At 40.4% G+C, this 12,047-nt stretch carries 13 protein-coding genes; 5 read left to right on the forward strand and 8 right to left on the reverse strand.

Features of this window, described 5'->3' with window-relative positions:
* Nucleotides 1-58: 58 nt before the first annotated feature.
* Both mepM and znuA read right to left on the reverse strand, forming a co-directional pair.
* Complete coding sequence (gene mepM, locus JEP71_RS02005; protein ID WP_109372239.1) at nt 59-1,384, reverse strand: murein DD-endopeptidase MepM; 1,326 nt, start codon at nt 1,382-1,384, stop codon at nt 59-61.
* 12 nt (nt 1,385-1,396) lie between these two features.
* Nucleotides 1,397-2,341, reverse strand: a complete 945-nt coding sequence (gene znuA / locus JEP71_RS02010; protein WP_198625671.1) for a zinc ABC transporter substrate-binding protein ZnuA — start codon at nt 2,339-2,341, stop codon at nt 1,397-1,399.
* A 74-nt stretch (nt 2,342-2,415) separates the two neighbouring features.
* Here znuA and znuC point away from each other — a divergent pair, with 74 nt between their 5' ends.
* Nucleotides 2,416-3,141 (forward strand): zinc ABC transporter ATP-binding protein ZnuC, encoded by a 726-nt coding sequence (gene znuC, locus JEP71_RS02015; RefSeq protein ID WP_088495457.1) that lies wholly within the window; start codon nt 2,416-2,418, stop codon nt 3,139-3,141.
* The gene (gene znuB / locus JEP71_RS02020; protein WP_196532616.1) at nt 3,134-3,919 is read left to right on the forward strand and encodes a zinc ABC transporter permease subunit ZnuB; all 786 of its coding nucleotides are present in this window, start codon (nt 3,134-3,136) and stop codon (nt 3,917-3,919) included. The genes znuC and znuB overlap by 8 nt, the downstream gene beginning before the upstream one ends.
* A gap of 94 nt (nt 3,920-4,013) precedes the next feature.
* Here the strand turns inward: znuB and ruvB are convergent, their stop codons facing one another.
* The 6 genes from ruvB to aspS all read right to left on the reverse strand — a co-directional run bounded on the left by ruvB (nt 4,014) and on the right by aspS (nt 9,409).
* On the reverse strand, nt 4,014-5,021 hold the full coding sequence (gene ruvB, locus JEP71_RS02025) for a Holliday junction branch migration DNA helicase RuvB (protein WP_099075472.1): 1,008 nt from the start codon (nt 5,019-5,021) through the stop codon (nt 4,014-4,016).
* 12 nt (nt 5,022-5,033) lie between these two features.
* On the reverse strand, nt 5,034-5,654 hold the full coding sequence (ruvA, locus tag JEP71_RS02030; RefSeq protein ID WP_069369076.1) for a Holliday junction branch migration protein RuvA: 621 nt from the start codon (nt 5,652-5,654) through the stop codon (nt 5,034-5,036).
* Between the two features lie 103 nt (nt 5,655-5,757).
* Entirely contained in the window at nt 5,758-6,279 is a 522-nt protein-coding gene (gene ruvC / locus JEP71_RS02035; protein ID WP_006536599.1) for a crossover junction endodeoxyribonuclease RuvC, read from the reverse strand.
* A gap of 124 nt (nt 6,280-6,403) precedes the next feature.
* A complete protein-coding gene (locus JEP71_RS02040; RefSeq protein WP_023582074.1) occupies nt 6,404-7,159 on the reverse strand; it encodes a YebC/PmpR family DNA-binding transcriptional regulator in 756 nt (251 codons plus the stop codon).
* 27 nt (nt 7,160-7,186) lie between these two features.
* Entirely contained in the window at nt 7,187-7,621 is a 435-nt protein-coding gene (gene nudB / locus JEP71_RS02045; RefSeq protein ID WP_196532615.1) for a dihydroneopterin triphosphate diphosphatase, read from the reverse strand.
* A gap of 3 nt (nt 7,622-7,624) precedes the next feature.
* Nucleotides 7,625-9,409: an aspartate--tRNA ligase gene (aspS, locus tag JEP71_RS02050; protein ID WP_198625672.1), complete on the reverse strand. Its 1,785-nt coding sequence runs from the start codon at nt 9,407-9,409 to the stop codon at nt 7,625-7,627.
* A 266-nt stretch (nt 9,410-9,675) separates the two neighbouring features.
* Between aspS and JEP71_RS02055 the strand changes: the two genes are divergently transcribed.
* The 3 genes from JEP71_RS02055 to cmoB all read left to right on the forward strand — a co-directional run bounded on the left by JEP71_RS02055 (nt 9,676) and on the right by cmoB (nt 11,988).
* Nucleotides 9,676-10,074, forward strand: coding sequence for an MAPEG family protein (locus tag JEP71_RS02055; RefSeq protein ID WP_023582071.1), 399 nt, complete (start codon nt 9,676-9,678; stop codon nt 10,072-10,074).
* Between the two features lie 187 nt (nt 10,075-10,261).
* Nucleotides 10,262-11,014, forward strand: a complete 753-nt coding sequence (gene cmoA, locus JEP71_RS02060) for a carboxy-S-adenosyl-L-methionine synthase CmoA (RefSeq protein ID WP_198625673.1) — start codon at nt 10,262-10,264, stop codon at nt 11,012-11,014.
* Complete coding sequence (gene cmoB, locus JEP71_RS02065; protein WP_109372232.1) at nt 11,014-11,988, forward strand: tRNA 5-methoxyuridine(34)/uridine 5-oxyacetic acid(34) synthase CmoB; 975 nt, start codon at nt 11,014-11,016, stop codon at nt 11,986-11,988. The genes cmoA and cmoB overlap by 1 nt, the downstream gene beginning before the upstream one ends.
* Nucleotides 11,989-12,047 lie beyond the last annotated feature (59 nt).

The following is a 12,047-nucleotide window of genomic DNA, read 5'->3' on the forward strand; positions in this document are numbered from 1 at the left end:
AAACAAAAACGGATGATATCAATCATCCGCTTTTATGTCTTTAAAATCGTGTTTATTGTCAATCGGCTAGCACTAACTGAGGTTTAATCTCTTTTACTTTAGCAAGATATTCTTGTTTATCTTTACCTGTTAAACCGTCAGCGCGAGGCAATGTTGCCGTTAATGGATTGACTGCTTGTTGGTTGATCCACATTTCATAATGTAAATGAGGCCCCGTAGAACGCCCTGTATTTCCTGATAACGCAATTCTATCGCCACGCTTAACACGCTGTCCTGGTTTTACCAATAATTGACGTAAGTGCATATAACGTGTTGTGTATTGGCTACCATGACGAATAGCGATAAAGTTACCTGCAGCACCACTGTATTTAGCCACAATAACTTCACCATCTCCTGTTGCTAATACTGGAGTACCTACTGGCATCGCAAAATCAACACCTTTATGTGCAGCTAAACGCCCCGTAACAGGGTTAATACGACGAGGGTTAAATTGAGAGGAAACTCTAAATTGCTTCACAGTTGGGAAACGCATAAATCCACGTTCTAATCCACCCGCTTGGCTATCGTAGAAACGACCATCTTCAGCAAGGAACGCATAATAATCTTTACCCGCACTACGTAAACGGACACCAACTAGCTCACTTTGCTCGGTACGCCCATCAAGCACTTCACGAGAAAATAGTGCCGCAAATTGGTCACCACTTTGTAATTTTTTAAAGTCCACTTGCCACTGTAATGCTTTGGTAACGGCGCGTGCTTCAGCATTGGTTAAACCTGCATTTGTTGCACTGACAGAAAAACTCCCACGAATAACACCTGTGGTTACACTGTTCTTCCATTCACCTTTTTGAAACTCTTTTGTTTCTTTAAAACCCGTTTCGGTACGGGTATAAACGCGAGTTTCGCGACGAGAAACACCCCAGCTTAATTCTTGAAGCAATCCATTATCATCAAGTTCCCAGCTAATAGGTTGCCCTATTTTGAGGTTTCTAAGATCTTTATTTTGATTAGAGATAGTCGCGATATCCGCAGAATCAATACCAAACTGAGTCAGAATTGAACTTAATGAATCGCCACTAGAAACAATATAAGTATGGGGAACTTGCGCAACCGCAGTGCTTGTATCAGTGCCATCATCAGTATCAACTAATCCTTCATTGGTAAGCTGATCACTACTATCAGTGATAATGTCATCGGTATTTTCGCCTTGATTGGCAAGAGGCATTTGAATGCTGACTGGAACTTCTCGGCTTTGCTCATTTTGAAGTACCACAGGCCGCCAAATTGCGACGGCCAAGGTTGCTGCAGTTAACGAACCAAGCATGATCTTATGTGGGAGTGGTAAACTTAAATATACCTGTGCAATGGATTTCTTCTGCTGCACGCTCTTAATTCCTTATTGTGTTTCATTCAGGCAGCTCGCATATTGGTTAGCTAGTTGGGTAAGGAATTTTACATAGCTCTCTTGAGTTAGAGCAATCCCACTTCCTAGGGGGTCTAATACACCCATTTTAACCCCAGTGCCTTTCGCCACTGTTTCTATTACTGTCGGCCTAAATTGTGGCTCAGCAAAAATGCAGGTTGCTTTTTGCTCAACCAACTGTGTTCGTATTTGATGTAATTTCTGCGCACCTGGCTGTATTTCAGGGTTGATCGTAAAATGACCTAACGGCTTTAAATTATAATGTTTTTCGAAGTAGCCATAAGCATCATGAAAGACAAAATAACCCTTATTTCTCACAGGCGACAGAATATTAACAAGATTCTTATCAGTTTGCTTGAGTTGTTCGCTGAATTTACCTAGGTTTACGTCCAGAAGTTCTTTTTTATCTGGATAGAGTGTAATTAACCTTTGGTGGATCTGTTTTGCAGACGACAACGCAATTTCTGGTGATAACCAGATGTGCATATTATAATCACCGTGAGAATGATGTTCGTGATTTTCCTCATGTTTATGCACATTGTCATCATCATCTTTCAATAAAAGTGACTTTATTTCGTCAGTTTCCGCTAAAGCCAACTTATGATTGTCAGTAAGTCTGTTTAATGGCTTATCTAAAAATACTTCCATATCAGGCCCCACCCATACCATCAGGTCTGCGGAAGTAATTTTTTTCAAATCAGAGGGTTTTAATGCATAATCGTGTGGAGATGCCCCATCTGGTAATAAAACCTCCGTTGGTGTTACTCCATCAGCGATAGCCGCAGCAATAAATCCTAGTGGTCTGATGGAAACGACAACATCAGCCTGCACTGAAGCACTGAATGAGCTTATCATCGCTGTCGTTAAAAATGATTTCAATAAAAAACGATGCGCAAATTTGTTGTTTTTATGTAACATAGGAAGAATTCTCGTGAATCATCATTGGAAATGTTATATTATAACGTTTCAATGATTCTGCAAGTGCTAATTTTATGTCTGACTTGATTTGTTTAAAATCGGTTTGTGTTTCTTTTGGTGAAAGAGAAATTTTAAAAGATATCTCTTTTGATCTAAAAGCAGGCCGTATTCTTACTTTACTTGGCCCTAATGGTGCAGGTAAATCTACGGTTATCCGTTTAGTTCTTGGTTTATTAAATCCAACCTCAGGAAAAGTTGAGCGTCAAAACGCGCTACGAGTGGGCTATGTACCACAAAAACTTTATCTTGATCCCACAATGCCACTCACCGTTAAACGGTTTATGACACTAAAACCGGGTGTTCATGATAAAGATATTCTCCCTGCTTTAGAACGCGTTAATGCGGCTAAATTAATCGATCAACCTATGCAGAAACTTTCTGGTGGTGAGTCTCAACGTGTATTGTTAGCAAGAGCGTTGCTTAATCAGCCCCAACTTTTAGTTTTAGATGAACCCACTCAAGGTGTTGATGTTAATGGTCAATTAGCACTTTATGATTTAATTAATCAGCTTCGTCATGAATTAGGTTGTGCCATATTGATGGTTTCTCATGATCTTCATCTTGTGATGGCAAAAACAGACGAAGTCCTCTGTTTAAATGGTCATATTTGCTGTTCGGGTACACCTGACGTTGTTTCTTCTCACCCTGAATTTATTGCCATGTTTGGAAGCCGTGGTGCTGAACAACTTGGTATTTATCGTCATCATCACCAGCATAGTAAGGAGTGTCGTCATGATTGAGTTGCTGTTACCGGGTTGGATTGCCGGTATGCTCTTAGCAATGGCGGCGGGCCCTTTGGGCTCTTTTGTCGTTTGGCGTCGTATGTCTTATTTTGGTGATACTTTAGCTCACGCCTCACTACTTGGTGTTGCTTTTGGTTTGCTGTTTAACATCGAGCCTTTTTATGCTGTGATTGCAGTCACGCTTCTCCTCGCTATTTTGTTGGTCTGGTTAGAATTAAAACCTCAACTTTCTGTTGATACTCTTTTAGGGATCATGGCACACAGTGCGCTTTCTTTAGGGCTTGTGGTTGTTAGTTTAATGTCGAATGTACGTGTTGATTTAATGGCTTATCTGTTTGGTGATTTGCTGTCTGTAAACTATCAAGACGTTATCAGTATTTTTATTGGTGTTGTGATTGTTTTATTTGTGATTATTCGCTCATGGCGTCCACTACTTTCCATGACAATTAATCAAGATATGGCATTTGTTGATGGTGTGAATATTCAACGAGAACGCTTAAAGCTAATGATGATCACCGCATTAACCATTGGTTTAGCCATGAAGTTTGTCGGTGCGCTGATCATTACCTCGTTACTGATCATCCCTGCTGCAACAGCACGTCGTTTTGCTCGTTCTCCAGAACAAATGGCTCTGATTGCAATCGCGGTTGGTATGTTAGCCATTACAGGCGGTTTAACCTTCTCAGCTTTCTATGACACTCCAGCTGGCCCGTCTGTAGTTTTAGCAGCGAGTTGCCTATTTATCTTGAGTTTATTTTCACCTACTAAACAGTAAGATAACAAATTAAGTTTGGATAAAAAAATACCCCTCGTTGTTAATTATTTCACCGAGGGGTATTTTTTATCTATTTTCTAATGATGATAAGAAATTAATCTTCCATAATTCGATTAAAATGACGATAGGCATGATTAGTGGCAACACGGCCTCGTGGTGTGCGCTGAATAAAACCTTGCTGAATTAAATAAGGCTCTAATACATCTTCTATGGTTTCACGCTCTTCACCAATAGCGGCTGCAAGGTTATCTAATCCTACGGGGCCACCCATAAATTTATCAATGATGGCAAAAAGGAGTTTACGATCTAAATAATCAAAGCCTGCCGCATCCACATTCAACATATCAAGCGCTTTAGAAGCAATCTCTTCATCAATGGCACCATTACCCTTTACTTGGGCAAAGTCTCTCACACGGCGCAATAATCGGTTAGTAATACGCGGTGTGCCTCGTGAACGCATCGCAATTTGACGAGCACCTTCGTCTGTCATCTCTAATCCCATAAAACTGGCACTACGAGAAACAATATGTTGAAGATCGTCAACATTATAAAACTCAAGACGTTGAACAATACCAAAACGGTCACGCAATGGCGATGTTAAAGAGCCAGCTCTTGTGGTTGCACCCACTAAGGTAAATGGAGGTAGGTCAATTTTAATTGAACGAGCCGCAGGCCCTTCACCAATCATGATATCAAGTTGATAATCTTCCATTGCTGGATAAAGAATTTCTTCAACAACGGGTGAAAGACGATGAATTTCATCAATAAATAATACGTCGTGAGGCTCAAGATTAGTTAGCATTGCAGCTAGATCACCCGCTTTTTCAAGCACAGGACCTGATGTCGTGCGTAAATTAACCCCCATTTCATTAGCAATGATATTTGCCAATGTGGTTTTACCTAATCCAGGAGGTCCAAAGATAAGCAAATGATCGAGCGCATCATGACGCAATTTAGCCGCCTGAATAAAAATCTCCATTTGTTCACGAACTTGCGGTTGCCCAACATATTCGGCAAGAGATTTAGGACGTATCGCCCTATCAATAATTTCTTCTTCAGGTTGTTGAATTTCTGCTGAAATCAGGCGATCTGCTTCAATCACAATGTGTTACTCCTAAATAGCCGCGCGCAACGCTTCTTTGATAAGCGTCTCGCTATCTGTACCCAGTTTTGCCACTTTGCTGATCATTTTTGCAGCTTCTTGTGGTTTATAGCCTAATGCGATTAATGCAGCAGAGGCTTCGGCTTCAATATCTGCCGCTTTTGGTGCTTTAGGTGAAGTACTTTCTGGTAATTCGATGTCATTATTTTCGAATAAATCACCATTAAGACCTTTAAAGCGATCTTTCATTTCAACAACTAAACGCTCAGCTGTTTTCTTACCTACACCCGGTAATTTCACTAGTGAAGTGATAGATTCATTTTCAATCGCGGTTACAAATTGGCGAGCAGACATGCCAGATAGAATGGCTAATGCGAGTTTAGGCCCTACACCATTCACTTTAATTAATTCACGAAAGAGTGCGCGCTCTTGTTTTTGGTTAAAACCATAGAGTAATTGAGCATCTTCACGTACGATAAATTGCGTGTAGATAATGGCTTCTTGACCAATATCAGGCAATTCATAAAAACAGGTCATTGGCATATTGATTTCATAACCCACACCATTACCTGCCTCGATCAGCACCACTGGTGGCTGTTTTTCAAGAATAATTCCTCTGATACGACCTATCACCCTAACGCCTCCGCAAATATAATTACGTCAAGTTTATAACATAAAAAAAGCTGGACGTATATCCAGCCTGTAAAAAACCAAAGACATTTACCAAGATAACAACTTATCTTAACCGACCTCGTGTTAACACTAATCGAGGATCACCCACACGTAATAAATTTTGGTTAAAATGACAATGCGTGATAGCAATCGCCAAAGCATCAGCAGCATCTGATTGTGGTGCCGCAGATAGTTTTAGTATTGAGCGCACCATATGTTGTACTTGGCTTTTTTCAGCGGCACCCGTACCCACAACGGTTTGTTTAACTTGGCGAGCCGCATATTCAAAAACAGGTAAATCATTGTTTACGGCTGCGAGTATCGCTACACCTCGCGCTTGCCCCAGTTTTAATGCGGAGTCAGCATTTTTAGCCATAAACACTTGTTCAACGGCAAACACATCCGGCGAAAACTGAGTAATAATTTCGCTAACACCAGCATAAATGCGCTTAAGTCGATTGGGGAGATCGGGAACTTGTGTACGAATACAACCGCTTCCCAAATAGATAAGTTGACGCCCTTGCTGTCGAATTACGCCATAGCCTGTAACACGCGAACCGGGGTCTATACCTAGAATGATAGCCATATCAATTCCTGTTGCCGATATGGTCGATGGCGAGAGAAAAGAGCAAAAAAATCTGCTCTGCTCTTCTCTTCGCACTTTTAATAACAGCGTTAAACACCGTTATTTTCGATAATCGTTAGAACGATTACAGGATATCTTCCAGTTGTTTTGCAACTTCGTCTGAGATATCACCGTTGTGATATACTTCTTGCACGTCATCACTGTCTTCTAACATATCGATAAGACGCATTAATTTTGGTGCAGTTTCAATATCTAATTCAGCTTTAGTCGATGGGATCATTGAAACTTCTGCTGATTCAGCAACAAAACCTGCTGCATCCATTGCATCTTTTACTTCACCAAAAGATTCTGGTGTAGTGTAAACATCAATAGCGCCATCATCAAAGGTTTCAACGTCGTCAGCACCTGCTTCTAACGCAGCTTCCATAACGGCATCTTCATCAACACCTGGTGCGTATGAAATTACACCTTTTTTGGTAAACAGATAAGATACAGAACCATCAGTTCCTAAGTTACCACCTGTTTTGGTAAATGCATGGCGAACATCGGAAACAGTACGGTTACGATTATCACTTAAGCATTCAACCATCACAGCAGTACCTGCTGGGCCATAGCCTTCATAAATGATGGTTTCCATATTATCGTTTTCATCATTACCCACACCTCGTGCAATTGCACGATTTAAGGTGTCACGAGTCATGTTGTTCGATAATGCTTTATCAACTGCCGCACGTAAACGCGGGTTAGTTGCAGGATCACCACCACCTAAACGTGCTGCTGTAACTAGTTCACGGATGATTTTAGTGAAAATTTTACCGCGTTTCGCATCTTGCGCTGCTTTACGGTGTTTTGTATTGGCCCATTTACTATGACCTGCCATGAAATATCTCCAAACGTGGTCTAATCATTAAATAACAAATTCTTCAATCGCTTGCTGATTACTGGCGGATTTTGTTAATTTTGCCGCCAGTGACGCGTCTAACCATTGGTATTGCGAATGCTCAGTTAGCACAATATCTCGCTCTGCGGGCAGTGCTAACGTAAACCAATGTTCCTGACAATGAGTAACATCTGGTGCATAACGATGCCGAAAATGTGCAAAAATTTCAAAAAGAATTGAGCGATGGCAATCCACCAGCTCAAGATTTTCTTTTATGATATCAATTCCAACTTCTTCTTGCACTTCACGCAACGCCGTTTGAAAAGGCGTTTCACCCTCTTCTAAACTGCCAGTCACAGATTGCCAGAAATCAGGATCATCTCGACGCTTTAGCATAAGCACCCGTTTGGTCTTTTTTGCATAAATAACAACTAAAACGGATATCGGGCGCTTATATTTCATCATTTACTCTTTATCTTCGCTAACTTCTTTTTGAGTGACTGCAATCGCTAACTCTTTTAAAGAATCTTCATTAGCAAAGCTTGGTGCATTAGTCATTAAACACGCAGCGGCTGTTGTTTTAGGGAAAGCAATAACATCACGGATGTTATCAGTACCTGTCAACAACATCACTAAACGGTCTAAACCAAATGCTAAACCTGCATGTGGTGGAGTACCAAATTTAAGTGCATCTAATAAGAAACCAAATTTCTCTTGTTGCTCATTCGGTGTAATACCTAAAATGCTAAATACCGCTTGCTGCATTTCATTACGGTGAATACGCACTGAACCGCCACCCACTTCATAACCATTAATCACCATATCATAAGCATTTGCCACAGCACCTACCGGATGTGCAGTCAATTCAGCTGGTGATAAGTCTTTTGGTGAAGTAAATGGATGGTGCATCGCACTTAAGCTACCAGTTTCTTCATCTTCTTCAAACATTGGGAAGTCGATGACCCACAATGGTTTCCATGCATTTAAATCAGTCAGTTCAAGATCACGACCGACTTTTAGACGCAGAGCGCCCATCGCATCACTCATTGTGCCTTTACGACCCGCACCAAAGAAGATTAAATCGCCATCTGTTGCGCCAGTTGTTTCCAAAATAGCCTTAACAACATCGTTAGTCAGGAATTTAGCGATAGGGCTTTGTACACCTTCAATGCCTTTCGCGCTTTCGTTGACTTTCATCCACGCAAGACCTTTAGCGCCGTAAATACCAACAAACTGTGTATATTCGTCAATATTTTTACGGGTTAATGCTGCACCACCCGGTACACGCAATGCGATAACACGGCATTTTTCATCGTTGGCAGCTTGTGCAAATACGCTAAACTCAACATCTTTGACTAAATCAGCGATGTCTTTAAGTTCCATTGGGTTACGTAAATCTGGTTTGTCTGAACCATAACGACGCATTGCTTCAGCAAAAGTCATTACTGGGAACGCACCTAAATCGACATTAAGAATATCTAACCATAATGCATGGATCATACGCTCCATCACTTCGCGCACTTGATCTGCACTCATGAAAGAGGTTTCAACATCGATCTGGGTAAATTCAGGCTGACGGTCAGCACGTAAGTCTTCATCGCGGAAGCATTTTACGATTTGATAGTAACGATCAAAGCCAGACATCATTAACAGCTGTTTAAAAAGCTGTGGTGATTGAGGTAATGCGTAGAATTTACCTTTATGTACACGACTTGGCACTAAATAGTCACGCGCACCTTCTGGTGTCGCTTTAGTCAGCATAGGGGTTTCAACATCAAGGAAACCTTCACCATCCATAAAACGGCGAACAAAGCTTGTGATTTTAGCACGGGTTTTTAAGCGATCTGACATTTCAGGGCGACGCAGGTCTAAATAACGATATGTTAAACGACGCTCTTCGGTATTTGTTTGATTGCTATCTAACGGTAATGGCTCTGAACGGTTAAAAATAGACAGAGATTCTGCCGCTAACTCAATTTCACCTGTTGCCATATTTTTATTAACTTGGCTATCAGGACGAGCGCGTACTGTTCCTGTGACTTGAATACAAAATTCATTACGCAGTTCTGAAGCCTGAGAAAATGCCTCTTTCTGCTCTGGGTCAAAGAAGACTTGAACAATACCTTCGCGATCTCGCATATCAATAAAGATAAGTCCACCTAAGTCACGGCGACGGTTAACCCAACCACAAAGAGTCACTTTTTGGCCCACATGGGCGCTATTCAACTGCCCACAATAATTAGTACGCATACAATATCCTTTTACTCAGCTTGTTGTGCTTTCTGCTGCGGAAATTTTGGCAATAGTCTTTTTCGAGTAGTGTCAAAAAAAAGGCAGACATTATAACGAAAATTCTTCCTGGAGATAAGAGTATAGACCTAGTTTATATGATACATCTTTTCAAGGATTTGCTAATCCCCAAACAATTAATTAATAATAATTATTTATAGCGACAGAAGTCGCTTTGAGGTTTATCATTAAATTCGCCGTTTTTTGGCTTTGGCAATGGAGAAAAGATGGTTAGCTCGCTTTACATCGTACTGGGCGCACTATTATTGATTAAATTGTCCCTCAATGTCGTAAAACTCAGAACACAATATCGGGTTGCTTATGGCGATGGTGGCTTTTATGAATTACAAACAGCCATCCGTGTTCACGGCAATGCGGTAGAATATATTCCGATTTCCATGATCTTATTACTGGTCATGGAAATGAATGGTGCTTTTGTTTGGATGGTGCACATCTGTGGCTCAATTTTAATCGCAGGTCGCTTTTTACACTCTTATGGATTAAAACACCGTGAACTTCGCTGGCGCCGTTCAGGTATGGCAGCCACTTATTTATCGATGGTATTGATGATCATTGCTAATATTTATTTCCTTCCTTGGATACAAATCTTTTCCTTTTATTACTAAGTCCTCGCGGGAATAACATGATCATCCATGATCAAAACCGACATCCTTGCTGTTGTGTCTAATAACGGCAAGGTATCAAAAAGGTTTATTTATTTTTTCCAATTTCTTTCTAAATAATGCAACTTTGTGAGCACCGTCGCTTCTGGTAGAATGCTTGCTTCTTTTATTCCTTAAACCTATTTTAGTTATGTCGAATTCAAAATCATCACAACAAGACAGCTTATTTGCGACACCTATTGCTAACCTTGGTGACTGGCGCTTTGATGAAAAAGTCGCTGAAGTGTTTCCTGATATGATAAAACGCTCAGTACCAGGTTATTCTAATATCATCTCCATGATTGGTATGCTTGCAGGTCGCTTTGTTACGCCCAATAGCCAAGTCTATGATTTAGGCTGTTCTTTAGGTGCAGCAACCCTTTCCATGCGTCGTAATATTGATGCTGCTGGCTGTAAAATTATTGGTGTTGATAATTCACCTGCCATGGTAGAACGCTGTCAGCGCCATATTGATGCCTATAAAGCAGATACACCCGTTGATATTATTGAAGGTGATATTCTTGATATCGAAATTAATAATGCCTCAATGGTAGTGCTTAATTTCACCTTACAATTCTTAGCGCCGAACGATCGCCAAATATTATTAAACCGAATTTACCAAGGTCTTAATCCCGGTGGCGTGTTAGTGCTTTCTGAAAAATTCAGTTTTGAAGATAAAGAAATTGGTGAGTTGTTGTTTAATATGCACCATGATTTCAAACGTGCTAACGGTTACAGCGAATTAGAAATTAGCCAAAAACGTAGCATGTTAGAAAATGTTATGCTGACCGATTCTGTTGAAACGCATAAAGCTCGCTTACATAATGCAGGTTTTCCACATACAGAAGTTTGGTTCCAATGTTTTAATTTCGGCTCTCTTTTAGCGATTAAAGGCAATAATTAATGATTAATTTTGGCTCGTTTTATCAACTTATTGCGCAAGATGAGCGCTTATTTCATTGGTTAGATACATTACCGGCTCAATTATCAGAATGGCGATCAAATGCGTTACACGGTCACTTTTCTTCTTGGGAAAGAATGCTCGATGGTTTGCCAGAAATTACGCCTACTGAGATTGATTTGAAAAATGGTGTGATTGCTCAACACACTCCAGCATTAAGTGCTGGCGAGCAACTAGGATTAAGTAACGTTTTAAAAAATTTAATGCCGTGGCGTAAAGGTCCATTTTCACTTTATGGCGTCAATATCGATACAGAATGGCGCTCTGATTGGAAATGGGATCGTGTTTTACCCCATCTTTCACCGCTTGAAGGCCGTTTAGTATTAGATGTGGGTTGTGGCAGTGGCTATCATATGTGGCGGATGTTAGGTGAAGGCGCAGAATTTGTTGTAGGGATCGATCCTACTCAACTTTTCTTATGCCAATTTGAAGCTGTCAGAAAATTATTAGGTAATGACCAACGCGCACATTTAATTCCTGTTGGTATTGAGCAAATGCCAGAATTAAATGCCTTCGATACTGTATTCTCAATGGGTGTACTTTATCATCGCCGTTCACCACTTGATCATTTATGGCAATTAAAAAACCAATTAGTTTCTGGTGGCGAATTAGTGTTAGAAAGCCTTGTTGTTGATGGTGATGAATTTCAATGCCTGATCCCTGGTGAGCGTTATGCACAAATGCGTAACGTGTACTTTATTCCATCTGCAAAAATGCTAAAGGTTTGGCTAGAAAAATGTGGTTTTAAAGATGTGCGTATTGTTGATGAAAATACGACATCACTTGATGAGCAACGTAAAACAGATTGGATGGTAACAGATTCATTAGATGCTTTTTTAGATGCTGATGATAAAACAAAAACTGTTGAAGGTTATCCCGCACCAAAACGTGCCATATTAATTGCCACTAAGCCTTAATTTTTTATCTAAATTTAAAGGGATATCAAGTTATTAAATATCCCTTTCTTTCATAATAT

It is taken from the genome of Proteus sp. PR00224, assembly GCF_016238105.1.
GTDB lineage: Bacteria > Pseudomonadota > Gammaproteobacteria > Enterobacterales > Enterobacteriaceae > Proteus.

What these genes read in the sequence shown, in the direction of transcription:
- cmoA (WP_198625673.1), top strand. Translation starts at nt 10,262, where the DNA reads ATGTCGAATTCAAAATCATCACAACAAGACAGCTTATTTGCGACACCT.
- znuB (WP_196532616.1), top strand. Translation starts at nt 3,134, where the DNA reads ATGATTGAGTTGCTGTTACCGGGTTGGATTGCCGGTATGCTCTTAGCA.
- JEP71_RS02055 (WP_023582071.1), top strand. Translation starts at nt 9,676, where the DNA reads ATGGTTAGCTCGCTTTACATCGTACTGGGCGCACTATTATTGATTAAA.
- cmoB (WP_109372232.1), top strand. Translation starts at nt 11,014, where the DNA reads ATGATTAATTTTGGCTCGTTTTATCAACTTATTGCGCAAGATGAGCGC.
- aspS (WP_198625672.1), bottom strand. Translation starts at nt 9,409, where the DNA reads ATGCGTACTAATTATTGTGGGCAGTTGAATAGCGCCCATGTGGGCCAA.
- znuC (WP_088495457.1), top strand. Translation starts at nt 2,416, where the DNA reads ATGTCTGACTTGATTTGTTTAAAATCGGTTTGTGTTTCTTTTGGTGAA.
- nudB (WP_196532615.1), bottom strand. Translation starts at nt 7,621, where the DNA reads ATGAAATATAAGCGCCCGATATCCGTTTTAGTTGTTATTTATGCAAAA.
- ruvC (WP_006536599.1), bottom strand. Translation starts at nt 6,279, where the DNA reads ATGGCTATCATTCTAGGTATAGACCCCGGTTCGCGTGTTACAGGCTAT.
- JEP71_RS02040 (WP_023582074.1), bottom strand. Translation starts at nt 7,159, where the DNA reads ATGGCAGGTCATAGTAAATGGGCCAATACAAAACACCGTAAAGCAGCG.
- znuA (WP_198625671.1), bottom strand. Translation starts at nt 2,341, where the DNA reads ATGTTACATAAAAACAACAAATTTGCGCATCGTTTTTTATTGAAATCA.